At 67.5% G+C, this 23363-nt stretch carries 23 protein-coding genes; 11 read left to right on the forward strand and 12 right to left on the reverse strand.

From position 1 onward, the window contains the following. Positions 1–175: 175 nt before the first annotated feature. Genes SGRAN_RS06370 through SGRAN_RS06385 form a run of 4 tightly spaced genes read right to left on the reverse strand, consistent with a single transcriptional unit; the run spans position 176 to position 3700 of the window. On the reverse strand, positions 176–775 hold the full coding sequence (locus tag SGRAN_RS06370; RefSeq protein ID WP_067181717.1) for an ABC-type transport auxiliary lipoprotein family protein: 600 nt from the start codon (positions 773–775) through the stop codon (positions 176–178). An 11-nt stretch (positions 776–786) separates the two neighbouring features. Next, positions 787–1728 carry an MlaD family protein gene (locus SGRAN_RS06375; protein ID WP_067181720.1) on the reverse strand — a complete coding sequence of 314 codons (942 nt, stop codon included), beginning with the start codon at positions 1726–1728 and terminating at the stop codon, positions 787–789. After that, the gene (locus SGRAN_RS06380) at positions 1728–2594 is read right to left on the reverse strand and encodes an ABC transporter ATP-binding protein (RefSeq protein ID WP_067181721.1); all 867 of its coding nucleotides are present in this window, start codon (positions 2592–2594) and stop codon (positions 1728–1730) included. Before SGRAN_RS06380 ends, SGRAN_RS06375 begins: the two co-directional genes overlap by 1 nt. Further along, positions 2594–3700: an ABC transporter permease gene (locus tag SGRAN_RS06385; protein WP_067181724.1), complete on the reverse strand. Its 1107-nt coding sequence runs from the start codon at positions 3698–3700 to the stop codon at positions 2594–2596. The genes SGRAN_RS06380 and SGRAN_RS06385 overlap by 1 nt, the downstream gene beginning before the upstream one ends. Positions 3701–3798: 98 nt before the next feature. Here SGRAN_RS06385 and SGRAN_RS06390 point away from each other — a divergent pair, with 98 nt between their 5' ends. Then, on the forward strand, positions 3799–4506 hold the full coding sequence (locus SGRAN_RS06390) for an HAD family hydrolase (protein ID WP_082737116.1): 708 nt from the start codon (positions 3799–3801) through the stop codon (positions 4504–4506). Between the two features lie 260 nt (positions 4507–4766). Here the strand turns inward: SGRAN_RS06390 and SGRAN_RS06395 are convergent, their stop codons facing one another. The 6 genes from SGRAN_RS06395 to lgt all read right to left on the reverse strand — a co-directional run bounded on the left by SGRAN_RS06395 (position 4767) and on the right by lgt (position 10798). After that, on the reverse strand, positions 4767–6059 hold the full coding sequence (locus tag SGRAN_RS06395; protein WP_067181727.1) for a cystathionine gamma-synthase family protein: 1293 nt from the start codon (positions 6057–6059) through the stop codon (positions 4767–4769). A 94-nt stretch (positions 6060–6153) separates the two neighbouring features. Continuing rightward, on the reverse strand, positions 6154–7560 hold the full coding sequence (locus SGRAN_RS06400) for an SLC13 family permease (RefSeq protein ID WP_067181730.1): 1407 nt from the start codon (positions 7558–7560) through the stop codon (positions 6154–6156). Positions 7561–7584: 24 nt separating this feature from the next. After that, positions 7585–8352 carry a peptidoglycan editing factor PgeF gene (pgeF, locus tag SGRAN_RS06405; RefSeq protein ID WP_067181733.1) on the reverse strand — a complete coding sequence of 256 codons (768 nt, stop codon included), beginning with the start codon at positions 8350–8352 and terminating at the stop codon, positions 7585–7587. Beyond that, positions 8349–8870, reverse strand: coding sequence for a GNAT family N-acetyltransferase (locus SGRAN_RS06410; protein WP_067110241.1), 522 nt, complete (start codon positions 8868–8870; stop codon positions 8349–8351). Before SGRAN_RS06410 ends, pgeF begins: the two co-directional genes overlap by 4 nt. A gap of 4 nt (positions 8871–8874) precedes the next feature. Further along, positions 8875–9870 (reverse strand): class I SAM-dependent methyltransferase, encoded by a 996-nt coding sequence (locus SGRAN_RS06415; protein WP_237234049.1) that lies wholly within the window; start codon positions 9868–9870, stop codon positions 8875–8877. A gap of 52 nt (positions 9871–9922) precedes the next feature. Continuing rightward, positions 9923–10798, reverse strand: coding sequence for a prolipoprotein diacylglyceryl transferase (gene lgt, locus SGRAN_RS06420; RefSeq protein WP_067181737.1), 876 nt, complete (start codon positions 10796–10798; stop codon positions 9923–9925). A 76-nt stretch (positions 10799–10874) separates the two neighbouring features. On the opposite strand from lgt, the gene SGRAN_RS06425 reads away from it, so the two are divergent. The 9 genes from SGRAN_RS06425 (at position 10875) to SGRAN_RS06465 (ending at position 19999) form a co-directional block, all read left to right on the forward strand. Beyond that, complete coding sequence (locus tag SGRAN_RS06425; RefSeq protein ID WP_067181740.1) at positions 10875–12581, forward strand: class I adenylate-forming enzyme family protein; 1707 nt, start codon at positions 10875–10877, stop codon at positions 12579–12581. Between the two features lie 195 nt (positions 12582–12776). Beyond that, positions 12777–14018, forward strand: coding sequence for an SAM-dependent methyltransferase (locus tag SGRAN_RS06430; protein WP_067181742.1), 1242 nt, complete (start codon positions 12777–12779; stop codon positions 14016–14018). A 42-nt stretch (positions 14019–14060) separates the two neighbouring features. Further along, positions 14061–14354, forward strand: coding sequence for a type II toxin-antitoxin system RelE/ParE family toxin (locus SGRAN_RS06435; protein WP_067181744.1), 294 nt, complete (start codon positions 14061–14063; stop codon positions 14352–14354). Then, positions 14351–14635, forward strand: coding sequence for an addiction module antidote protein (locus tag SGRAN_RS06440; protein ID WP_076074348.1), 285 nt, complete (start codon positions 14351–14353; stop codon positions 14633–14635). The genes SGRAN_RS06435 and SGRAN_RS06440 overlap by 4 nt, the downstream gene beginning before the upstream one ends. A gap of 148 nt (positions 14636–14783) precedes the next feature. Then, entirely contained in the window at positions 14784–16022 is a 1239-nt protein-coding gene (locus tag SGRAN_RS06445) for a mechanosensitive ion channel family protein (protein ID WP_067181750.1), read from the forward strand. Positions 16023–16330: 308 nt separating this feature from the next. Beyond that, positions 16331–17548 (forward strand): argininosuccinate synthase, encoded by a 1218-nt coding sequence (locus SGRAN_RS06450; RefSeq protein ID WP_067181753.1) that lies wholly within the window; start codon positions 16331–16333, stop codon positions 17546–17548. A 192-nt stretch (positions 17549–17740) separates the two neighbouring features. Beyond that, positions 17741–17959: a hypothetical protein gene (locus tag SGRAN_RS06455; protein WP_067181756.1), complete on the forward strand. Its 219-nt coding sequence runs from the start codon at positions 17741–17743 to the stop codon at positions 17957–17959. A 49-nt stretch (positions 17960–18008) separates the two neighbouring features. Further along, positions 18009–19010 carry a threonine aldolase family protein gene (locus tag SGRAN_RS06460; RefSeq protein ID WP_067186947.1) on the forward strand — a complete coding sequence of 334 codons (1002 nt, stop codon included), beginning with the start codon at positions 18009–18011 and terminating at the stop codon, positions 19008–19010. Continuing rightward, entirely contained in the window at positions 19007–19999 is a 993-nt protein-coding gene (locus SGRAN_RS06465; RefSeq protein ID WP_067181760.1) for a DMT family transporter, read from the forward strand. The genes SGRAN_RS06460 and SGRAN_RS06465 overlap by 4 nt, the downstream gene beginning before the upstream one ends. 337 nt (positions 20000–20336) lie before the next feature. Here the strand turns inward: SGRAN_RS06465 and murA are convergent, their stop codons facing one another. Further along, entirely contained in the window at positions 20337–21620 is a 1284-nt protein-coding gene (murA, locus tag SGRAN_RS06470; RefSeq protein WP_067181763.1) for a UDP-N-acetylglucosamine 1-carboxyvinyltransferase, read from the reverse strand. Between the two features lie 73 nt (positions 21621–21693). Here murA and SGRAN_RS06475 point away from each other — a divergent pair, with 73 nt between their 5' ends. Further along, on the forward strand, positions 21694–22695 hold the full coding sequence (locus SGRAN_RS06475; protein WP_172709626.1) for a DMT family transporter: 1002 nt from the start codon (positions 21694–21696) through the stop codon (positions 22693–22695). A 10-nt stretch (positions 22696–22705) separates the two neighbouring features. Here the strand turns inward: SGRAN_RS06475 and SGRAN_RS06480 are convergent, their stop codons facing one another. After that, positions 22706–23308, reverse strand: a complete 603-nt coding sequence (locus SGRAN_RS06480) for a 2-hydroxychromene-2-carboxylate isomerase (RefSeq protein ID WP_067181769.1) — start codon at positions 23306–23308, stop codon at positions 22706–22708. Positions 23309–23363: the final 55 nt, after the last annotated feature.

Below are 23363 nucleotides of genomic sequence, written 5' to 3' on the forward strand. Positions count from 1 at the left end.
CAGCGTGGCTGCGCGGCGCGCTTAGATCGGAATGCCGTGAATTGGAACCGTCATTGCTTGCGAGGCAATCCGGAGCGGTTTACGCTGGAGCGGCGCGTCCTTAATCTGACCGATCTTAGGTTCCGCGTTCTACTCGGGTTGCTTCGTTTCGCCCGCAATGACGAGGCGGGATATCTCAGTTCCCCAGCCATCCCGCGACGTCGCTCGCGACCTTGTTCGCGGCGCGGGTCAGCGCTTCGCCCACCGGCTTGGCCTCGACCCGGCCGCCGATCGGCTCGCGCGCCTCGAAGCGGCGCTGGGTGACGGTCTTGCCGCCCGCGCCGACGCGCATCGCCTGGTAGACGACGATCGCCTCGTTCGACCGCGCATCGACCCCGAACTCCATCAGCTGCCCGGCAAGCTGCTCGCCCGGCGCGGTCAGATACTGGCCTTCGTCGATCACCACGCGGTTCGTGCGCGCGGCGACGGTTTCGGACAGCAGGCGCTGGAACAGCCGCTGCGGCGCCTCGACCCATTGCGCGTCCTTGACATAGGCGACGCTGGCGTCGTCCTGCTGCACCGGGATGCGCGTCGTGCGCAGCTTCTGCGGCGCGGCGGGGATCAGGATGGTCAGCGTCGCGGCGTCGCTGGCAGTGCGCGCCTCGCCCGCCGTCGGGGCGGCGTCGGCATCGAGCGTCAGCAGGAAGGGCGGCACCTTGCCGCCGAAACTGACGCACCCCGAAAGCAGCAGGGCGCCGAGCGCGAGGGTCAGGGGAGTGCGAAGGCGGCTGGGCATCGGACGAATCCTCATTTCTTGTAGTCGGGCAGCTTGCTGCCGCCGATCACGGCGCCGGCGCCCTGCTGGTCGAGCTTGTCGGTCAGGCTGGAGAGCGAGGCGGAGGTGCGGCGCAGGTCGCGGATCAGCGCATTGGCTTCGGGAACGGTCGTCTCGCTGAAGGTGCGAAGGCCCGGCCGCGCGTCCGAGATCGCCTGTTCGAGCGTCTGCATCGACTGGTTGGCGGAGGCGAGCGTGTCGCGCAGATTCCGCATCGCCGGGTCGACGTTGCGGTCGATCGTGCCCTGCGTCGCGGCGGCGAGATTGCCGATCTGCTCGGCCGCGTTGCCCGTCTGCTGGATCGCGATGCGCGTGTCGGCGAGCGCCTTTTCGAGCGCGGGGCCGTTGCGCGCGAGGATCGCGGTCGATTGCTCGACATTGTTGAGGATGCCCTTGATGCTCGCCTGATTCTCGTCATCGACCAGTTCGGCGAGCCGTTCGGACAGCGTCGAAAGGCGCTGGAGAAGCTGTGGCGCGGTGTTCAGCAGTTCGCCGAGTCCGCCGACGCGCGTCGGGATCACGGGCTTGCCCGCCGGCCCCTTGTCGCTGATCGGCGGCGCCCCCTTCACCGCGCCGTCGAGCGCGATCTGCGACACGCCGGTGAAGCCGACGCCCTCCAGCGCGGCGGTGGTGCCCTGCAGGATCGGCACGCTCTCCTCCACCTCGATGCGGACGCGGACGAACTGCGGATCGTCGGGCCACAGCGCGATCTGGCGCACCTGTCCCACCGGCACGCCGGAGAACTGCACCTGCGCGCCCTTGTTCAGCCCGTCGACCGACTGTTTGAAGAAGATGTCATATTCGCGCTTCGCGCCGCCGCTGTCGTTCGCCAGCCAGACCACGAAAAAGGCCAGCGCGACGGTGAAGAAGAGGACGAAGGCGCCCACCAGCACATTGTTCGAGCGTGTTTCCATCAGCTTTTCCTATCGCGCGGGACGCGCTCGTGCGATTCCGTCGCGGCGCGGCCGCGCGGTCCGTTGAAATAATCCTGTATCCAGGGGTGTTCGGTGGCAAGCAGTTCCGGGATCGTCCCGACCGCGATCACCGTCTTCTCGGCCAGCACCGCGACGCGGTCGCAGGTCGCATAGAGCGTGTCGAGGTCGTGGGTGATCAGGAAGACGGTCAGCCCCATCGTGTCGGCAAGCTCGCGGATCAGCGCGTCGAACTTGGCGGCGCCGATCGGGTCGAGCCCGGCGGTCGGCTCGTCGAGGAACAGCAGCGCCGGGTCGAGCGCGAGCGCGCGTGCCAGCCCGGCGCGCTTGACCATGCCCCCCGACAGTTCGGCCGGATATTTGGGGCCCGCATCGGGCGGCAGGCCGACCATCGCGACCTTGTAGGCGGCGATCTCGTCGAGAAGCTGCTGGTCGATGCGCGGATAATATTCGCGCAGCGGCACCTGGATATTCTCCGCAACGCTGAGCGTCGAGAAGAGCGCGCCGCCCTGGAACATCACCCCCCAGCGGCGGCGCAGGTCGCGCGATTCCTCTTCGTTGGCGATGGTGTCGAGCGAAGTGCCATAGACCTCGATCTCGCCCGCGGTCGGAATCTGCAGGCCGACGATCGACCGCATCAGCACCGACTTGCCGGTGCCCGACCCGCCGACCACCCCCAGTATCTCGCCCGACCGCACGTCGAGGTCGAGGCCGTCGTGGACCACCGCGTCGCCGAACCGGTTGACGAGGCCACGGACGCGGATCGCATATTCGAACTGCTCGGGCCGCACCGCCTCGGCCGCCGCAATCTCCTGCCGGATCTCCTCTTCCTGCTCGCCGGCGCTCATCAGTTCCACCCGATCGTCGAGAAGAAGACGGCGAAAAAGGCGTCGAGGACGATGACGAGGAAGATGGCGGCGACGACCGCGGAGGTCGTGCGGCGCCCGACCTCCTCGGCATTCTGGCGCACCTGCATCCCTTCATAGCAGCCGGTGACGCCGATCAGGATGCCGAACACCGGCGCCTTGATCAGCATGATCCAGAAATCGGTCATCGGGATGATCTCGCGCAGCCGCTGGATATAGGTGAGCGGCGGCAGGTCGAGCCCGACCCAGCAGAAGGCGCCGCCGCCGACGATCGCGCAAATGCTGGCATAGAAGCCGAGCAGCGGCATGGTGATCGTCGACGCGGCGACGCGCGGCAGCACGATCGCTTCCATCGGGGACACGCCGATCGTGCGCATCGCGTCGACCTCTTCGGTCAGCTTCATCGTGCCGATCTGCGCCGCGAAGGCGGAGCCCGACCGGCCCGCGACCATGATCGCGGTCATCAGCAGCCCCAGCTCGCGGATCGAGGCGCGGCCGACGAGGTTGATCGTGAACACCTCCAGCCCGAACTGGCGCAGCTGCACCGCGCCCTGCTGCGCGATGACGATGCCGATCAGGAAGCTCATCAGCCCGATGATCGGCAGCGCGTCGACGCCGACGGTCTGGAAGCGGGTGACGATCGCGTGCCAGCGGATGCGGCGTCGCGCGCGAATCTGGATGAACAGCGCAATGATCATCGCGCCGAAGAAATCGACGATGCCGACCAGCTCGCGCCATATGCTGAGGCTCGCGGTGCCGATCTGCTCGAGCATGCGCGCCCACATCGGCCGCCGGTCGCGATGGATACGATATTCGCTCTTGTCGTCGGCCAGCGCCTTCAGCAGTCGCTGCGCCTCTTCGCTGGCGCCGACCACCTTCGCGTCGTGCGCCTGCGCGGTGCGCGTCACGATCCAGGCGCCGACGGTGTCGATTCGCTCGATCGCGGAAAGGTCGAGCGTCGCGACCGGTCCCAGCGCGTCGAGCCGGGCGGGCAGGTCGCCGAGCCGCGCGAGCGTCAGACGCCCGGTGAAGCGCACATCGACGCCATCGGCTCCTTCGTCCGTTTCGAAATCCGCCCTGGCCGCCATCGTGCGGACGACCTTGGATTATTTGCCGAATGACGGCAAGCGAATCCGTGGTGCGGGCCGGGCTTGGCCGGCGATGGCGGCGGGGGTAAGGAAGCCGTATGGACCGCCCGCCCGCACCCGATTACGCCCATCGCATTGCGATGTACGACATGGACCGCACGATCACGCGCGCGGGCACCTACAGCGGCTTCCTGATGCACGTCGCGCGGCGGCGCCAGCCGTGGCGGCTGCTGCTGCTGCCGCTCGTCGCGCTCGCGGGGCTGGCCTATGCGCTGCGGCTGATCGACCGGTCGCGGCTCAAGGCGATCAACCTGCGACTGCTGGTCGGCAAGCGCTTCCGCCGGTCGGAGATCGCGCCGCTCGCCGAAAGCTATGCCGACAAGGTCGTCGCGCGCGGGCTGCACCCGGCGGCGCTCGACCAGATCGCGGCCGACCGCGCGGCGGGCTATCGCCTGCTGCTCGCGACCGCCTCCTTCCACCTTTATGTCGATGCGATCGCGCGGCGGCTGGGGATCGACGACGTCCTCGCGACGCGGCTCGACGAACCCGACGGCGCCGACCATGTCCATGCCCGGTTGGCGGGCGACAATTGCTATGGCGAGGCGAAGTTCGCGCGCATCGGCGAATGGCTCGCCGACAACGACATTACGCGCGAGGCGGCGCATATCCGCGCCTATTCGGACCATGTGTCCGACCGGCCGATGCTGCATTTCGCCGACCAGGCGGTGGCGACGACGCCGTCGCGCAGGCTGAAGAAGCTCGCGCCGACGATGGGCTGGCAGGTCGTCGACTGGCGGCAGAAATAGGGTGTCGACGTCGCTCGCGCGAATGTAGGGGCTGCTGTGTCTTCCCGCCGTGAGTCATGAATTTCGCGCCGAGGCGCAGAGTTCGCAGAGAAACATAGCTCTCCCGTTCGTGCTGAGCTTGTCGAAGCACCGTTCCTGATCCCTCGACCTCAAAAGCAAGAACGGCCCTTCGACAAGCTCAGGGCGAACGGCAGAAAACCTCTGTGAACGCTGCGAACTCTGCGCCTCTGCGCGAATATATCCTATACCGGCTTCGCGGCTCAAACCGCCGCCAGCGCCTGGTCGAAATCGGCGATCAGGTCGTCGGCGTCCTCGATGCCGATCGACACGCGCACCAGATTGTCGGTGATGCCCAGCGCCTTCTTGCGCTCGTCGGGAACCGACAGGTGGGTCATTGCGGCGGGGTGGCTGGCGAGCGTTTCGGTGCCGCCTAGGCTGACGGCGAGTTTTGCGATCTTCAGGGCGTCGAGGAAGCGGAAGCTTTCCGCCTCGCCGCCGCGGATGAACAGCGAGAAGGTCGATCCCGCGCCCGAACAGTGCCGGTCGAAGATGTCCTTCTGCCGCGGGTCGGCGATGAAGCCGAGGTAGCCGAGCCCCTCGACCTTCGGATGATCCTTCAGGAAGGTGCAGACCTTCAGCGCATTCTCGCCCGCGCGGCTCATCCTGAGTTCGAGCGTTTCAAGGCTGCGCAGCAGCATCCATGCGGTGTTCGGGTCGCAGATGGTGCCGATGGTGTTGCGCATCGGCCGGATGATGTCGATCAGCCGCTGGTCGCCCGACACGCCCCCGGCGACGAGGTCCGAATGCCCCCCGGCATATTTGGTGAGGCTGTAGACGACGAGTTCGGCGCCCTGTTTCAGCGGCTGCTGCCACAGCGGGCCGAGAAAGGTGTTGTCGATCGCGATCGCGGGCTTCTGATCGCCGGGAAAGGCGGCGTCGCGCGCCGCGCGCACCGCCTCGACATCGACCAGCGCATTGGTCGGGTTCGCCGGGCTTTCGAGATAGACGAGCGCGACCTTGCCGCCCTTTTCGTCGGCCAGCGTTCTGGCGCGGGCGAGCAGCGTGTCGAGTTCCTCGCGCGTCGCGCCGGCAGGGAAATCGACGAAGCTGACCCCGAAGCGCGACAGGATGCGCGCGATCAGCGTCTCGGTCGCGGCATAGAGCGGGCCCGAATGGACGACGACATCATTCTGGTTGACCAGCGACAGGAGCAGCGTGGCGATCGCCGACATGCCGCTGGAAAAGACGAGGCTGTCGTCGGCGCCGTCCCATATCGCGAGGCGGTCTTCGAGGATTTCCTGGTTCGGCCCGTTGAAGCGCGAATAGACGAGGCCGTCGGCCGGCCCCTGCCGCTTGCCGGTGATATGTTCGAAGAAGCGCTTGCCCGCCGCCGCATTCTCGAAGGCGAAGGTCGAGGTGAGGAAGATCGGCGGCTTCAGCGATCCTTCGGACAGCACCGGGTCGTAGCCATGCCCCATCATCAGCGTCGCGGGATTGAGCGTCCGGCCGCCGATCGTCTTGATGTCCGCCTTGGGTTTGCCGCGCATGGCCATGAAATGCTCCTTTGGATGAGGCGTTCCGTCTACAACAGCGCCGGTTGCAATTGAAACGAAATCCGCGCGCGGCGTGCGCTGCGGCGGCCCCGCCCTACACCAGCATCGCGACGGTCCAGATCACCCCGATCAGCAGCGGCGCGCCGATGATGTCGAGGACCAGCCCGGCCTTCAGCATGCGCGGCAGCGCGATGTGGCCGGTCGACCAGGCGAGCGCGCTCGGCCCGGTGCCCGACGGCAGCATGAAGCCCCAACTCGCCGCCATCGCGACGGGCAGGGCGAGCAGGATCGGATCGGCCCCCGTCGCCGCGATCAGCGCGGTCAGCACGGGCATGATGCCGCTCGCGGTCGCGACATTGCTCGCGAACTCGGTGACGAGGATGGTCAGCGCGACGATGATCAGCGCCAGCAGGATCGCGGGCATTGCGCCGAGCGGGGCGAGGATGGTGCCGAGCCACGCCGCGAGCCCGCTCTCGGTCATCGCCGCCGCCAGCGCCAGTCCGCCGCCGAACAGCATGATGACGCCCCACGGCGCCCGGTCGGCTTCCTTCCAGACGAGCAGCGGACGGCCCGTCCCGTCGGGAACGACGAACAGCAGCAGGCTGCCCGCCACCGCGATCGTGCCGTCGGTCAGCGCGCCCTTCGGAAACAGCGGCGCCAGCAGCGGCTGCGCGATCCACGCCGCGACGACCAGCAGCGCGATGGGCACGACGCGGCGCTCGGCGCGGCTCCACGTCGTCGCCTCGCCCAGCGCGCTCGCCGCGGCGGCGGCGTCGAAGGGATGGTCCTTCAATCGCTGGACGCGCGCGAGGACGAAGGTGGCGATCGGCACGCTCAGGATCACGACCGGCAGGCCGAACATCAGCCAGTCGAGGAAGGAGATGTGCACGCCCAGCGTCCGCTCGATCAGCCCGGCGGCGATCGCGTTGGTCGGCGTTGCGACCAGCGTCCCGAACCCGCTGATCGTCGCGCCGAAGGCGGTGCCCATGATCACCGCGCCGGCGAAGCCCTCGGTCTCTCCCTCGGGGATGCCCGCCGCCTCGATCACCGCGAGCGCGATCGGGATCATGATCAGCGCGGTCGAGGTGTTGGAGACGAGCAGGCCGATCGCCGCGGTCGCCGCCATGAAGGCGAAGAGCAGCCCGGTCGCGGTCGGGGGCGCGCGCTTGAGCAGCGCCAGCGCCACCCGGCGGTGCAGGCCGACGCGCTCGATCGCCAGCGCCAGAAAGGCGCCGCCCAGGATCAGGAACAGGATCGGCGAATAATATTCCTTGGCGATGGCGTTGGAATCCATCACCCCGAAGCTGGGCACGAGCAGAAAGGGCAGCAGCGCGGTGACCGTCAGCGGCATCGCCTCGGTCATCCACCACACCGCCATCAGCAGCGTCATCGCCGCGACCGCCCAGGCGCCCGGCTCCATTCCGGCGGGCGCCGGCAGTATCCGCATCAGGGCGAACGCCAGCAGCCCGCCGGCCAGCCCGAACAGCCGCGCCCCCGTCATCGCGTCTCCCTCATCGCGTTCCCCTCATCGCGCCGCGATGCCGATCAGCGCCATCTGGCGTCCATAGCCGGTCTCGCCCCGGTGGCAGGCGCGGCGATAGCTGAAATACTCCGCGACCTCGGCGTAGGTGTCCTGCCCGCCGATCGCGATCCGCGTCACCCCCGCCGCGGCAAGGCGCGCGGCGACATAGGCGGCGATATCGAACATCGCGTGGCCGGCGCGCCCGGCGGCGAAGAAGCGCTCGTTTTCGGGGTCGTCGTCGACGAAGCGCTGCACGAAAGCCTCGTCGACCTCATAGGAGGCGCGGCCGATGCACGGGCCGATCGCGGCGGTGATGCGCGCGCGGTCGGCGCCCAAATCCTGCATCGCGTCGAGCGTCGCGTCGGTGACGCCCGCGAGCGCGCCCTTCCACCCGGCATGCGCGGCGCCGACGACGCCGGCCTCGCGGTCGGCGAACAGCACCGGCACGCAGTCGGCGGTCAGGATCGACAGCAGGATGCCCGGGGTGCGGGTCGCGAGCGCGTCGGCCTCCGGCCGCGCGGCGGGGTCGCTTGCCGCATCGAGGACGACACAGCGGTTGCCGTGGACCTGATAGAGGCCGGCCAGCGCCGCGCCGGGCAGCAGCGCGTCGGCGGCGCGGCGGCGGTTCTCGGCGATCAGCGCGGGATCGTCACCCGACCCGAGCCCGCAGTTGAGCGAAGCGAGGTCGCCGTCCGACACCCCGCCGCGGCGTCCGAAGAAACCGTGCGAGACGCCCTCCAGCGGCGCGGCGGTGTGAAAGGGCGGGGTCACAGGTCGAGCCTCCAGATGCGATCTTCGTCGATATGGTTGCCGACCCGGAAAGCGTTGCGGCCGACGTCGACGAAACCATAGCGGCGATAGAAGGCCTGCGCGCGCGGATTTTCGGTGAACACCGACAGATAGAGGATGGCTGCGCGCTCGCGGGCCCAGGCGATGCCCCATTGCATCAGCGCGGCGGCAACCCCGGTGCCCTTCGCCGCCTCGCCGACATAGAGCTGGTGCAGTTCGGTCGCATCGTCGGCGGGCTGGCCCTCGGGCAGCGCGAAGTCGATCGGGCCGAGCTTCGCGAAGCCCGCGACCGCGCCCCCTGCATCGCGCACCAGCCCGATCGTCCAGGCGGGATCGGCGATCTGCGCGCGGATGCGCGCGGGCGGGTTCCAGTCGGCGAGGAAGGCCGCGAGGTCGGCGGGGTCGTAAAGATGGCCGAACGTGTCGACGAAGGCCGTTTCGGCGAAGCGCGACAGCGCCTCGGCATCGTCGGCGCGGGCGGGGACGACGGCGGCGGTCATGCGGTCACTCCGGAAAGCCGGCGGGGCGCGGCCAGCCGGCCGCCAACACCGCGAGGCACTGGAACAGTTCGCCCATCTGGCCGGGTTCGACCAGCCGGTCGCGCTGGCCGCGCAGTTCGGCGGCGCGCGCGGGCGCCGCGGCGCTAAGCGTTTCGAGCCGCGCGTCGATTCCCATCGCGCTCAGCCAGATGCCCTGTCCGACGGGGCCGAGGACGTGGGTCGAGGGGCGCCGCGCGGCGTGGGCGAGCGCGGCGAAATCGACATGCGCGGTCAGGTCGGCCTCGCCCGGATCGGCGAAGGGATCGGCGAAGCGATGCGCCTTGACCGCCTGCAGCGTGTCGCCCGCCGCCGGGCCGCTGTAGCCATAGTCGACGGCCAGCATCGCGCCGCCCTGCCGCGCGAGGCGGGCGCTGCACTGGTGCATGACCGCCGCCGCCGCCGGAGCGGTCTCGACGATCGTGCCCTCGCCGCGCACGCGCAGCGCCGGGGGGATGATCTCGTCCACCGGCGTGTCGCCGGGAACCGCGACGAGGCGGCCGTCGCGGCGCTCGACCATGCGCTCGCGCCAGCCGTCCGCCGTCCGCACATATTGATGGATCGGCAGCGCGTCGAAGAATTCGTTGGCGACGACGACCAGCGGCAGGTCGTCGGGCAGGGCGTCGACCGCGTCGTGATGCTCGGCCGACGGCAGGCGCGCCGCCTGCGCCGCGCGCAGCACCGGGCTCGCCTCGACCAGATGGATGCCCTGCGGCGCGCAGCCGAAGCGCGCGAGCGTGCGCAGCGCGTCGGCGGCCAGCGTGCCGCGGCCGGGGCCGATCTCGACATAGCGGATCGCGGGGCTGCCCGCGCGCCGCCACAGGTCGGCGATCCAGATGCCGATCATCTCGCCGAACATCTGGCTGATCTCCGGCGCGGTGGTGAAGTCGCCGGCGGTCCCCAGCGGGTCGCGCGTCGCATAATAATGCGCGTTGGCGGCCGCCATATAGTCGGCGACCGTCATCGGCCGTCCCGCCGCCACTTCCCTGATCAGCTGCGCCGGCGTGGGCGGGCCGTCACGCAATGCTGTCGGGCCCCGCGATCGGCTCGACGCGCTGGCGGCGGCGTTTGGCAGTCGCGACCAGCCAGATTCCGGCGATCAGCATCGGCACCGTCAGCGTCTGTCCCATCGTCAGCCCCCACGGCAGCGTGCCGAGCTGGACGTCGGGTTCGCGGACGAATTCGAGCGCGAAGCGGCTGAGGCCATAGAGGATCGCCGCCATGCCGAACAGGAAGCCGGGCTTGTAGCGCGCGTCGGTGCGCCAGAAGAGGAAGGCGAGGACGAGGAAGGTCACGACGCCCTCCAGCCCCGCCTCGTAGAGCTGGCTCGGGTGGCGCGGGTCCATCGTGCCGCTGCCCGGAAAGATGATCGCCCAGGGCACCGTCGTCGGGCGCCCCCATAGCTCGCCGTTGACGAAATTGGCGAGGCGGCCGAAGAACAGGCCGAAAGGCACGACGCACGCGATATAGTCGCAGAAGCGCAGGAAGCTGAGCTTTTCCTTGCGCGTGACGTACCAGATGGCGATCAGCACGCCGACCACGCCGCCGTGCAGCGACATGCCGCCGTCCCACAGGCGGAAGATGGCGATCGGGTCGGCCAGATAGGCGCCGAGATTGTAGAAGAGGACATAGCCGATGCGGCCGCCGAGGATGATGCCGAGCATCGCATAGAAGATCATGTCGTCGGCGTGGCGGCGCGCCATCGGGGCGCCCGGCTGCGCGATCAGCCTCAGCAGATACCAATAGCCGACGAAGATGCCGGCGAGATAGGCGAGCGCGTACCAGCGGATCGGCAGGCCGAAGACGTGGAAGGCGATTTCGCTGTTTTCGCCCATCAGATCATGGAAGTTCAAATATTGCGTTGCTTCGGCTAGAAGCGCAGGAAATGTCATAAAGGCTCGGCCCTTCCCCAGGAGAGGCCTTTCCCCATAAGGGGTAAGCGCACCGAGACCAAGAGGAGAGATACTGATGCCATCCGCGCTCGACCTGCGCCTGGACGCCGCTTACGAACAGATCACCGGCCCCGGAGGGCTCATCCAGGTCGGATCGGTCGAACGCTTCGGGCGGGACCTGCCGTTCATCACCAATGCCCCGACCAACCTCGCCGACTATGTCGCCTTCTTCTGCGCGCAGCACGGCGACGCGACCTTCCTGGTCGAGGGCGACGAGCGCCTGTCGTTCCGGCAGACCTATGCGGCCGCGCGGCGGGTCGCGGCGGCGCTGGTCGAAGGGCACGGGGTGCAGCGCGGCGACCGCGTCGCGATCGCGATGCGCAACGCCAACGCCTGGTGCGTCGTCTATATCGGCGTGCTGCTGGCGGGCGGCTGCGCGACGCTGCTCAACGGCTGGTGGCAGGGCGGCGAGCTGGCGGCGGGGATCGCCGACAGCGAGGCGAAGCTGGTCATCGCCGACCCGCAGCGCGCCGAACGGCTCGCCGGAACCGCGCACGGCGCGACGGTGATCACGCTCGACATCGCCAGGCCGATCGACGAGGCGATCGCGCCGATCACCGACGCGGGCGGCAGCGCGGAGACCGAATTGCCGCGGCTGACCGGGCAGGATCTCGCGACCATCCTCTTCACCTCGGGATCGACCGGCCAGTCGAAGGGCGCCTATTCGCGGCACGAGGCGGTGGTGCAGGCGGTGTTCAACTATGTGACGCAGACCGCCAGCATCGTCCATCTGCTGACCCAGGACGGGCTGATGTCGGACATCCAGCCCGCGACGCTGATCTGCACGCCGTTGTTCCACGTCACCGCGGAGATTCCGGTGTTCCTGCAAAGCTTCGCGCTGGGGCGCAAGCTGGTGCTGATGCCGAAATGGAACGCCGAAGAGGCGATGCGGCTGATCCAGGACGAACAGGTCAATTATTTCGTCGGCGTGCCGCTGATGAGCTACGAGATCCTCGTCCATCCGAACCGGTCGAAATACGACCTGTCGACCTGCAAGAGCTATGCGGGCGGCGGCTCGCCGCGTCCGCCCGAGCACGTCAAGCGCCTCGCCACCGAGATGGGCGACGGCAAGCCGCTGCTCGGCTACGGCCTGACCGAGACCAACGCCGTCGGCTGCGGCATCATCAACGAGAATTATCTCGAAAAGCCGTTGTCGACCGGCCCGGCGTCGAAGCCGCTCGTCGACCTCGCGATCCTCGACGACGACGGCAACGCGCTGCCGCAGGGACAGGTCGGCGAAATCTGCATCCGCTCGGTCTGCAATTTCGAAGGCTATTGGAACAATCCCGAGGCGACGAAGGCGGCGATCTTCGCCAACGGCTATTTCCGCTCGGGCGACCTCGGCTATCTCGACGAGGACGGCTATCTGTTCATCGTCGACCGCAAGAAGGACATCATCATCCGCGGCGGCGAGAACATCAGCTGTCAGGAGGTCGAGGCGGCGATCTACGAACATGACGACGTGAACGAATGCGCGGTGTTCGGCCTGCCCGACGAGCGGCTGGGCGAGGTGCCGGGCGCCGTACTGTGGACCAAACCGGGCAGCGCGCTCGATGCCGCGGGGCTGGCCGATTTCCTGAAGACACGCCTCGCGCCCTTCAAGGTGCCGCAGCGCATCTGGATCGCGCGCGATCCGCTGCCCAAGCTCGGCACCGAAAAGATCGACAAGGTGACGCTGCGCACCCGCTACCGCGAGGAATATGCAGCGGAGGCGGCCGCCTAGGCTCGGTCCGTTCGGAGGAGAAGGGCCGCGAATCCCGAACCGTCGTCCCAGCTTGCGCTGGGACGATGGAAAATCGGGCATTGCGTGCACGACGCGGGTCCCGCGCCGCGACCGGGACGACATCGGCGATCCTGCATGCTATGCCGGCGACCGAGCGCAACCAAATGCCGCCAGGGGGGTTCTGAACCGAGACCTATGTCGATCCTGCGTCCCTTCCTTACCCGCGTCGTGCGCCGCGGCAGGTTGACCGTCGTCATGCCCGACGGTCGCGAAGAGCGTTTCGGCGAGCCCGAGCCCGGTTTTCCGGAGGTCACCGTCCGCTTCCGGAACCGGCGCGCGATGCGCCGGATCATCTTCGATCCGCGCCTCGGCGCTGGCGAAACCTTCATGGACGGCGACCTCCAGATCGTCGAGGGCGACATCATGGAGCTGATCGCGCTGCTGCGCATGAACACGCCGTGGGACCGCGGGGCGAAGCTCAAGGACAAGACCGTCTTCGGCGAATGGCTGGAAGGGGTGCGGACGCGATTCAACTCGATCAACCGCCGCCGCAGCGCGCGCGCCCACGTCCACCATCACTACGACATCGGCAACGATCTCTATCGCCTCTTCCTCGACGATGACATGCAATATAGCTGCGCCTACTGGCCGCGGCCGGACATGACGCTGGAGCAGGCGCAGGCGGCGAAGAAGGCGCATATCGCGGCAAAGCTCGCGCTCGCGCCCGGGCAGCGCGTGCTCGACATCGGCTGCGGCTGGGGCGGGATGGCGATCACGCTGGCGAAGCTGGAGCAGGTCGAGGTGCTGGGCATCACCCTGTCGGACGAGCAGCTCGCCCTCGCGCGCCAGCGTGCAGAGGCGGCGGGGGTCGCCGACCGCGTGCGCTTCGAGCTGATCGATTATCGCGACCTTGCGGCGCGCGAGCCGGGGCGCTTCGACCGCATCGTTTCGGTCGGCATGTTCGAACATGTCGGCGCGCGCAATTTCGAGACCTTCTTCCGCGCCTGCGCGAACCTGATGACGGCGGACGGGGTGATGCTGCTCCACACCATCGGCCGTTTCGGGGGGCCGGGGTCGACCGACGCCTTCACGCGCAAATATATCTTCCCCGGCGGCTATATCCCCGCGCTCAGCGAGACGGTGGGGGCGAGCGAGAAAAGCCGGCTGATCGCCACCGACGTCGAGACGCTGCGCCTTCACTATGCGCTGACGCTGCGCCAATGGTATGCGCGCACCGTCGCGCACGAGGCACAGATCGTGGCGATGATGGGCGAGCGCTTCTTCCGCATGTGGACCTTCTACCTCGCCGGCGCGACCGCGGCGTTCGAGAGCGGCAGCATGGGCAATTACCAGATCCAGTTCGCCCGCAGCCGCCGCGCGCTGCCGCTGACGCGGGATTATTTGGGCGAGGCGGAAGCGAGATATGGCGCGATGTGATCCATAGTTGACACGTCTGACGATGTAATCTATAGTTCACATATGATCGAAATTCGGCGCACGGACGATTTCATCCAGTGGATTGCCGGACTTCGGGACGTTGCAGCACGCGCTCGTATCGCAAAGCGCCTCAATCGTCTTGCGACGGGTAACTCGGGGGATGTCAAATCGGTCGGCGGCGGAGTCAGCGAACTGCGCTTCACGTTCGGGCCCGGATATCGCGTTTATTTTACGAGGCGGGGCGATGTCGTGGTGATCCTGCTGTGCGGTGGTGACAAGGGATCGCAATCGCGCGACATCGAAAAGGCCAAGGCAATGGCGAAGGAGATCGAATGATGGCCATTGAAACCAAAATCTGGGATCCGGCGGAACTTCTTCGCACGCCCGAGGATATCGCCGCCTATCTCGACACCTATCTGGAAGACGGCGACAGCGAGGAAATCCGCGAGGCGTTGAGGACCATCGCTCGCTCGCAAGGCATGACGGCGCTGGCCCGCAAGACCGGTCTGACGCGGGAAGCCCTCTACAAGGCGCTGGGTGAGAACGGCAATCCGACCCTCGATACGCTGGTCAGGATATGCAGGGCATTGGGGCTGCGACTTTCGCTGGCGGCGTGAAAAGGCGGAAACGGGTTCGGCATTACGAAGGCGTAGGTCAGCCTGCGGAAGTTGGCGAAATTTGACACCGGCGCGCGGGGCGTGCGATGTTTTGATATCCCGCCCATAGCCAAAGGAGACAGGCCTGCGCGCCAGCAGGCACGATGTCATGCATTCCATCACGACCGAAACCCTCTCGATCGCTGCTGTTTTTCCCTTCCTTGCCGACCTGCCGCCCTGGGCCGAGACCGTGATCGGCCTGGGCCTGCTTCTCACCATCGCCTGGGTCGTCAACTTCATCGTCAAACATGTCGTGTTGCGCGTTGCGCTGCGCTGGCTGCCGCAGGGCGGGCCGACGCCGGTCCCCGTCGCGGCAAGGCTTGCCAACGTCTTTCCCGCGCTTGTCATCTCGTCGGGCATCGGAGCGGTGCCGCATTTGCCCGCGGGCGTCGTCACCGTGGTCGGCAATGTCGTCGCCGCCTCCATCATCCTCTTCATCGCCATGGCGATCAGCCGGGCCTTCAGCCTGGGGAACGAGATATACGAGCGGCGGCCCGACGCCGCGAGCCGGCCGATCAAGGGCTACATGCAGGTGCTGAAGATCATCCTCTATGCCGGGGCGGCGATCCTGATCGTCGCGGCATTGATGGAGCAATCGCCCCTGCTGCTGCTGTCCGGCCTCGGCGCGATGGCCGCCGTGCTGATGCTGGTGTTCAAGGATACGATACTCTCGCTCGTCGCATCGGTGCAGCTCACCTCGAACGACATGCTGCGCGTCGGCGACTGGATCGAAATGCCGCAGCTCAACGCCGATGGCGACGTGATCGACATCGCGCTGCACACGATCAAGGTGCAGAATTGGGACAAGACGATCACCACCATCCCGACGCATCGCCTGATCGCGGAGAGCTTCAAGAACTGGCGCGGCATGTCGGAATCGGGCGGGCGCCGGATCAAGCGGTCGCTGCTGATCGACCAGAACTGCATCCGTTTTCTGACCGCGGATGAAAAGCAGCAATTGCGCCGCCTGCGGCTGATCGACGATTATCTGGAGAGCAAGCAGGGCGAACTGGGCGAATGGAATGCCCGGGTCGAACGGGCCGGGCACGATCCGGTCAACAGCCGCCGCGTCACCAACGTCGGCACCTTCCGCGCCTATGTCCTCGCCTACCTGCGGGCGAACGGTCGCATATCGAAGGACATGACGTTGCTGGTCCGGCAGCTGGCGCCGACGGCGCAGGGCCTTCCCATCGAAATCTATTGTTTCACCAGCACGACCGCATGGGCGGAATATGAGGATATCCAGTCGGATATCTTCGATCATCTGTTCGCGATCATGCCCGAATTCGGATTGCGGCCCTTTCAGGACCCGAGCGGCGTCGACTTCCGGCTTCTGCGCGCCGCCTGACGTGCTGTTCCTACGCTCCGCGCGCTCGCGGTACGGTCAGAGCGCGATGACATCGAATGGACTCGTCATTGCGAGTGGCGAAGCCGCGCGGCAATCCAGAGCGGGCGGTAACTGCCCTGGATTGCTTTCCCCGGATCAGGTCCATCCTTCGTCATGCTGAAACAAGTTCAGGGTGACGAAAGGGAAAGTTCCGCATGACGAAGGGTGTGGCCGCGCCCTTTTCCGCCCCTTCGCCCGATCAGGCCGTTGCGCCGCGCGGGCTGGCCTGCTAGCCGCGCCCGCGTCGTTTCCCGCCAGAAGGTGCCATCATGTCCGAGTCCATCAAGCGCGTCGTCCTCGCCTATTCGGGAGGGCTCGACACCAGCGTCATCCTCAAGTGGCTGCAGACCCGCTATGGCTGCGAGGTCGTGACCTTCACCGCCGATCTGGGGCAGGGCGAGGAACTGGAACCCGCGCGCGCCAAGGCCGAGCTGATGGGGATCAAGCCCGAGCATATCTTCATCGACGACCTGCGCGAGGAGTTCGTCCGCGACTTCGTCTTCCCGATGATGCGCGCCAACGCCCGCTACGAGGGCGACTATCTGCTCGGCACCTCGATCGCGCGGCCGCTGATCTCGAAGCGGCTGGTCGAGATCGCGAAGCAGACCGGCGCCGACGCGGTCGCGCACGGCGCGACGGGCAAGGGCAACGACCAGGTGCGCTTCGAGTTGTCCTGCTATGCGCTGAATCCCGACATCAAGGTGATCGCGCCGTGGCGCGAGTGGGACCTGACGAGCCGCACCGCGCTGATCGACTTCGCCGAAAAACACCAGATTCCGGTGCCGAAGGACAAGCGCGGCGAAAGCCCCTTCTCGACCGACGCGAACCTCCTCCACACCTCGTCGGAGGGCAAGGTGCTCGAGGACCCGTGGGAAGAGACCCCCGACTATGTCTATTCGCGCACGGTGAATCCCGAGGATGCGCCCGATGCGCCCGAATATGTGACCATTGATTTCGAGCGCGGCGACGGCGTCGCGCTGAACGGGCAGGCGATGTCGCCCGCGACGCTGCTCGCGGCGCTCAACGACCTCGGCCGCAAGCATGGCATCGGCCGGCTCGACCTCGTCGAGAACCGTTTCGTCGGCATGAAGTCGCGCGGCATGTACGAGACGCCGGGCGGCGAAATCTATGCCCGCGCGCATCGCGGGATCGAAAGCATCACGCTCGACCGCGGCGCGGCGCACCTGAAGGACGAGCTGATGCCGAAATATGCCGAGCTCATCTACAACGGCTTCTGGTTCGCGCCCGAGCGCGAGATGCTGCAGGCGGCGATCGACCACAGCCAGGAAAAGGTGTCGGGCACGGTGCGGCTCAAGCTCTACAAGGGCAGTGTCGCCGTTGTCGGCCGCAAGTCGCCGCACAGCCTGTACAGCGAGCGCCACGTCACCTTCGAGGACGACGCCGGCGCCTACGACCAGAAGGACGCGGCGGGCTTCATCAAGCTGAACGCGCTGCGGCTCAAGCTGCTGGCGAAGCGCGACCGCTGATCGCGCGGCGCGGCGCGGTTTTCGGCTGGCCGCGCTTGCGCGGCCGAAGCCGGTCGGTCCGGTCGTTTCATGCGCCGTGCCGTCCGCCCCTGCCACCACCATGCAACCGAATCGCGGTAAGGACGTTCCGGGTCCGATGGAGTCTCCCGCCATCGGAACGGGGCGATTTGCTCGGGAGCGGAGTGGTCCGCCATGGAGAATCCTGCCGCGCCGAACGACGGCGTCTACGAATGGCACAGCCGTTCGATCCTGCTGCCCCGTTTCGGTCTGCTGCTCGACCGCAACGGCACGCACTTCCGCCTGCTGATGCCGGGCGAATATCTGGTGCGCCGGTCGCGGACCAAGGGCAAATGGCTCTACCGTCCGCGCTCGCCCGACCGGGACGCCGCGCCGGACGCCTGGAGCAAATAACGGCTTAGCAGGATGCCCGCCCTGCGCTAAGGGCGGCGGCATGACCGCCCTGCGCTTCTTTTCCGACAATGCCGCCGCGGTCCATCCCGCGGTCATGGACGCCCTGGCCGCGGCGAACCATGTCGACACCGCCTATGACGGCGACGCGCTCAGCGGGTCGCTCGACGCGGCCTTTTCGGACCTGTTCGAAACGGAGTGCGAGGTCGTCTGGATTTCGACCGGAACCGCGGCGAACAGCATCATCCTCGCCCATTTCGTGCGGCCGTGGCAGGGCATCCTCTGCTATGAGGAAGCGCATATAGAGGTCGACGAATGCGGCGCCCCGACCTTCTATTCGGGCGGGGCCAAGCTGATGCCGCTGCCCGGTACGGGGGCAAAGATCGATGCCGATGCGCTGAAGGCGCGAATCGCCGGCATCCGCGCCGACGTCCACCAGGTCCAGCCGGCGGCGATCAGCATCACCAACGCGACCGAATACGGCTTGTCCTGGCGTCCCGACGAGGTCGCCGAGATCAGCGAGATCGCGAAGGCCAGCGGCATGAAACTGCACATGGACGGCGCGCGCTTCGCCAATGCGGTCGCCTTTCTCGGCTGCACGCCGGCCGACGTCACCTGGCGCGCCGGGGTCGACGCGCTGTCGTTCGGCTTCACCAAGAACGGCGCGATGATGGCCGAGGCGCTGGTGTTCTTCGGCGGCAGCGGCGGCGCGGGCGTGCGCGAACTCAAAAAGCGCGGCGGGCACCTGCTCAGCAAGGGGCGCTTCGTCGCGGCGCAGATCCGCGCGATGCTGAAGGGCGATCTGTGGCTCGCCAACGCGCGTGCCGCCAATGCCGGGGCGGCGGCGCTCGCCGCGGCGTGCGGCGACCGGCTGATGTATCCGGTCGAGGCGAACGAGCTGTTCGTGCGGCTGACCGCCGAAGAGGCGGCCGATCTGCGCGCACAGGGATTCGATTTCTATGACTGGGGCGAAGGCGCCGCGCGCCTCGTCACCAGCTGGGATCAGGACGCCGCCTCGACGGCGCCGCTCGCCGCGGCGATCGCGGCGCTATGAGCCAGCCCGGCGCATCGCTCCTCCATCCGCGCGTCCTCATCCCCTTCGCTCTGGTGACGCTGATCTGGGGATCGACGTGGATCGTCATCAAGGGGCAACTCGGCATCGTCCCGCCGAGCTGGTCGGTGACCTACCGCTTCATCGTTGCGGCGGCCGCGATGTTCCTGTTCGCCGCGATGCGGGGCGAACGGCTGTGGCTCGACCGCCGGGCCTTCGCCTTCGTCGTGCTGCTCGGCATCGCGCAGTTCACCTTCAACTTCAATTTCGTCTACCGCGCCGAACAACATATCACGTCGGGGCTAGTCGCGGTGCTGTTCGCGCTGCTCATCGTGCCGAACACGCTGTTCGGACGGTTGTTCCTGAAGACCCCGCTCGAAGGGCGCTTCCTGGCGGGCGCCGGAATCGCGATCGTCGGCGTCGGGTTGATGATCCTGCACGAATATCGCGCCGCGGCGCTCGGTCCGCAGGCGGTGGTCGCGGGCACGCTGCTGACGCTGACGGGGGTGCTCTCGGCCTCGATCGCCAACGTCATGCAGGGGACGAAGATCGCCCGCGCGCAGTCGATGACGGTGATGATCGCATGGGCGATGCTCTTCGGCGCGCTCGCCGACGGCGGCTTTGCATGGATCACGACCGGGCCGCCGACGATCGAGGCGACGCCCGTCTATCTGCTGGGCGTCCTCTATCTGGGCATCGTCGCCAGCGCGGTGTCCTTCCCGCTCTATTTCAGCGTGATCCGCGCCGTCGGCCCCGGGCAGGCGGCGTGGTCGAGCGTGCTGATCCCGATCATCGCGATGGGCTTTTCGACCGTCTTCGAAGACTATCACTGGGCGCCGCTGTCGATCGCGGGCGGCGCGGTGGCGCTCGCCGGGCTGATCATCGCGGTGGCGAAGCGGCCCGAGCGCCCCTCGGTCAGCGGAAACATGGTGTCGGTCGCGGTCGACGCCCCCGAATGCTCGGCCTCGGCGAACGAGAACCCGCGCGACTGACGCCGGAGCGGATGGCACGCGATGGATTCGCTTCGTCTCTGCAAGCGGAGCGATCCTGCGAAGGGCTTTCCTACATTATCGCGCCGTGCCGGCCTTCAACGCATGACTGTTTTAATCGTGCATACACGCGTCTCCCCTCCGCTTGCGGGAGGGGCGGGGTGGCCGGCGGCGTTGCGTCTACCCACCCCGCTGCGGCTAGCGAACAAGTTCGCAAGCCTCGCTGCCCCTCCCGCAAGCGGGAGGGGATGTCGAATGGACGCACGATCCCTCAAAAAAAGGGGCGTACCGCGTGCTCTGTATGCCTTGAAATAATGTTGCGCGCTTTTCGCGCGCCGCGTCAGTCGTCGCTGACCCGCTCGATATCGGCGCCGACCGCCTGCAATTTTTCTTCCAGCCGCTCGTAGCCGCGGTCGAGGTGATAGACGCGGTTGACCTGCGTCTCCCCCTCGGCGGCGAGCCCGGCGATGATCAGGCTCATCGAGGCGCGCAGATCGGTCGCCATCACCGGCGCGCCGACCAGCTTCTCGACGCCGCGGACGACCGCGGTGCGGCCCTTGACCTGGATGTCGCAGCCCATGCGCGCGAGTTCGGGAACGTGCATGTAGCGATTCTCGAAAATCGTCTCGGTGAACAGCGAAGCGCCGGTGCCCAGCGTCGCCATCGCCATGAACTGCGCCTGCATGTCGGTCGCGAAGCCGGGGTAGGGCGCGGTCGACAGCGTCACGGGTTCGGCGCGGCCCGACATGGCGACGCGGATGCCGCCCTTGACCTCCTCCACCGTCGCGCCCGCCTCGCGCAGCGCGGCGAGTGTCGCCTCCATCTCGGCCGCCTTTGCGCCGACCAGTTCGACGTCGCCTTCGGTGATGACCGCGGCGCAGGCATAGCTTCCCGCCTCGATGCGGTCGGCCATGACGCGATAGGTCGCGCCGTGCAACCGGTCGACGCCCTCGATGGTCAGCGTCTCGCTGCCGATGCCGTCGATCTCGGCGCCCATCGCGGCGAGGCAGTTGCACAGGTCGACGATCTCGGGCTCGCGCGCCGCATTTTCGAGCACGCAGGTTCCCCTGGCGAGCACCGCCGCCATCACCGCATTCTCGGTCGCGCCGACGGACACGACAGGAAAGGTGAACCTGCCGCCGGCCAGCCGTCCGCCCGGCGCACTCGCCTTCACATAGCCCGAGGCGAGCTCGATCTCCGCCCCGAAGGCTTCGAGCGCCTTCAGGTGCAGGTCGATCGGCCGGTTGCCGATCGCGCAGCCGCCGGGCAGGCTGACCGTCGCCTCGCCCGCGCGCGCGAGCAGCGGGCCGAGGACGAGGATCGACGCGCGCATCTTGCGCACGATGTCATAGGGGGCGACGGTCGAGGTCAGCGTCGTCGCGCGCGCGGTCATCACGCGTCCGAAATCCTCCGGCCGCGATCCTTCGATCGTCGTCGAGCAGCCGAGCTGGTTGAGCAGGTGGCCGAAACCGTCGACGTCGGCGAGTCGCGGCAGGTTGCGCAGCGTCAGCGGCTCGTCGGTGAGCAGCGCGCAGGGGAGCAGGGTGAGCGCGGCATTCTTGGCGCCGGAAATGGGGATACGGCCCTTGAGTCGCTGGCCGCCGCGAATGACGATTTGATCCATCGAGCGTGTTTAGCGGATGCGCGGGAGCGCGCAAGCGGTTGCCTCCGGATGCCCGGCACGGCACGGAGGAGCGATGAACGGCGGAACAGGCATGGAAGAATCGGCGCGCGCGGCTCCGGGTGCGGGGCTGGCGGGATTATGGGCGCGGCCCTATCTGCTGCTGACGCTGACCGCGGCGTGCTGGGCGGGCAATTCGATCGTCGGGCGGGCCGCGCGCGATTTCGTGCCGCCGATCGCCTTGTCCTTCTGGCGCTGGGCGCTCGCATTGCTGCTGTTGCTGCCGCTCGCCTGGCCGCACCTCCGGCGCGACTGGCCGGTGCTGCGCGCGCACTGGCCGATCATGATCCTGCTGGGGATGCTGGGGATCGGGTCGTTCAATACCCTGCTCTACAGCGGGCTCCAGACCACGACCGCGCTCAATGCGATGCTGATGCAGTCGGCGCAGCCGGCGCTGATCCTGCTCATCGGGGCGCTGCTGATGAAGGAGCGCACGACCGCGCGGCAGATCGCGGGCGTGGCCGTCTCGCTGGCCGGGGTATTGACCATCATCTCGCGCGGCGACGTGCAGGCGCTGCTCGCGCTGCGGCTCAACGGCGGCGATGCGATCATCGGCTTCGCGGTGGTGCTGTGGGCGGTCTATTCGGTGCTGCTGCGCCGCCGCCCGCCGGTTCATCCGCTCAGCCTGCTGGCGGGTTCGATCCTGATCGGGATCGTGGCGATCGCGCCCTTCTATGCCGGCGAACTGGTGCAGGGGCGGCGGATCGTCGTCGCGCGCGAAAGCGTGCTGGCCATCGGCTATGTCGCGATCTTCCCCTCGTTCCTCGCCTATCTCTTCTTCAACCGCGGTGTCGAACTGATCGGATCGGCGGCGACGGGGCAGTATATGAACGTCATGCCGCTGATCGGCGCCGGGCTGGCGATCGCGTTCCTGGGGGAGGAACTGCATCTCTTCCACGTCGCCGGGCTGTTCCTGGTGATCGCGGGAATTTTCGTGGCCGGCCGCAGCATGCAGGCGCCGGTTACGGCGGCCGATGCGGTGGTCCCGGCGCGACCGTCCGATGGCGGCAGATTCTAGGGGTTCTGACCTAGCCCAGCAGCGCCTCTTCGACCTGGGCCAGACGATCCTTGCCGAAGAACATCGCGTCGCCGACGAAGAAGGTCGGGATGCCGAACACTCCGCGCGCGACGGCGGCCTCGGTATTGGTGGCGAGCTTTTCCTTGATGGCGGGCTCCTGCGTCCGTGCGAGCAGCGCCGGGCCGTCGAAACCGTTGGCCGACAGGAAGGCGGCGGCGACGGCGGGGTCGTCCATCTTCAGCCCTTCCTCCCACATCGCGCGGTTCACCGCCTCGACATAAGCGTCGAGCCGCCCGTCGTCCGCGGCGACGATCGCGCCGCGCATGATCAGCAGGGTGTTGACCGGGAAATGGGGGTTGAGCCGGAAGCGGGTCAGCCCATGCCGTTCGATGAAGCGGCGCATTTCCAGATTCTCGTAGGCGAGCTTTGCCGGCACCCCGGCATATTGCACCATCGGCGCCTTGTTGCCCGTCGCCTTGAAGATGCCGCCGAGCAGGCAGGGGGTGACCACCAGTTCGGCGCCGGTGCGATCGAGGATGCCCGGCAGGACCTTCAACGTCAGATAGGCGTTGGGGCTGCCGAAATCGAAGATCAGTTCGAGGGTCTTGGTCATGCTTCAAATCCTTTCCCTTCTCCCCTTGCGGGAGAAGGATAGGGAGCCTTATCGC

The organism is Sphingopyxis granuli (assembly GCF_001559015.1).
GTDB lineage: Bacteria > Pseudomonadota > Alphaproteobacteria > Sphingomonadales > Sphingomonadaceae > Sphingopyxis > Sphingopyxis granuli.

Coding starts and splice junctions, on each gene's coding strand:
- SGRAN_RS06370 (WP_067181717.1), bottom strand. CDS start 775: ATGCCCAGCCGCCTTCGCACTCCCCTGACCCTCGCGCTCGGCGCCCTG.
- SGRAN_RS06375 (WP_067181720.1), bottom strand. CDS start 1,728: ATGGAAACACGCTCGAACAATGTGCTGGTGGGCGCCTTCGTCCTCTTC.
- SGRAN_RS06380 (WP_067181721.1), bottom strand. CDS start 2,594: ATGAGCGCCGGCGAGCAGGAAGAGGAGATCCGGCAGGAGATTGCGGCG.
- SGRAN_RS06385 (WP_067181724.1), bottom strand. CDS start 3,700: ATGGCGGCCAGGGCGGATTTCGAAACGGACGAAGGAGCCGATGGCGTC.
- SGRAN_RS06390 (WP_082737116.1), top strand. CDS start 3,799: ATGGACCGCCCGCCCGCACCCGATTACGCCCATCGCATTGCGATGTAC.
- SGRAN_RS06395 (WP_067181727.1), bottom strand. CDS start 6,059: ATGGCCATGCGCGGCAAACCCAAGGCGGACATCAAGACGATCGGCGGC.
- SGRAN_RS06400 (WP_067181730.1), bottom strand. CDS start 7,560: ATGACGGGGGCGCGGCTGTTCGGGCTGGCCGGCGGGCTGCTGGCGTTC.
- SGRAN_RS06410 (WP_067110241.1), bottom strand. CDS start 8,870: ATGACCGCCGCCGTCGTCCCCGCCCGCGCCGACGATGCCGAGGCGCTG.
- SGRAN_RS06415 (WP_237234049.1), bottom strand. CDS start 9,870: ATGACGGTCGCCGACTATATGGCGGCCGCCAACGCGCATTATTATGCG.
- lgt (WP_067181737.1), bottom strand. CDS start 10,798: ATGACATTTCCTGCGCTTCTAGCCGAAGCAACGCAATATTTGAACTTC.
- SGRAN_RS06425 (WP_067181740.1), top strand. CDS start 10,875: ATGCCATCCGCGCTCGACCTGCGCCTGGACGCCGCTTACGAACAGATC.
- SGRAN_RS06430 (WP_067181742.1), top strand. CDS start 12,777: ATGTCGATCCTGCGTCCCTTCCTTACCCGCGTCGTGCGCCGCGGCAGG.
- SGRAN_RS06435 (WP_067181744.1), top strand. CDS start 14,061: ATGATCGAAATTCGGCGCACGGACGATTTCATCCAGTGGATTGCCGGA.
- SGRAN_RS06440 (WP_076074348.1), top strand. CDS start 14,351: ATGATGGCCATTGAAACCAAAATCTGGGATCCGGCGGAACTTCTTCGC.
- SGRAN_RS06445 (WP_067181750.1), top strand. CDS start 14,784: ATGCATTCCATCACGACCGAAACCCTCTCGATCGCTGCTGTTTTTCCC.
- SGRAN_RS06450 (WP_067181753.1), top strand. CDS start 16,331: ATGTCCGAGTCCATCAAGCGCGTCGTCCTCGCCTATTCGGGAGGGCTC.
- SGRAN_RS06455 (WP_067181756.1), top strand. CDS start 17,741: ATGGAGAATCCTGCCGCGCCGAACGACGGCGTCTACGAATGGCACAGC.
- SGRAN_RS06465 (WP_067181760.1), top strand. CDS start 19,007: ATGAGCCAGCCCGGCGCATCGCTCCTCCATCCGCGCGTCCTCATCCCC.
- murA (WP_067181763.1), bottom strand. CDS start 21,620: ATGGATCAAATCGTCATTCGCGGCGGCCAGCGACTCAAGGGCCGTATC.
- SGRAN_RS06475 (WP_172709626.1), top strand. CDS start 21,694: ATGAACGGCGGAACAGGCATGGAAGAATCGGCGCGCGCGGCTCCGGGT.
- SGRAN_RS06480 (WP_067181769.1), bottom strand. CDS start 23,308: ATGACCAAGACCCTCGAACTGATCTTCGATTTCGGCAGCCCCAACGCC.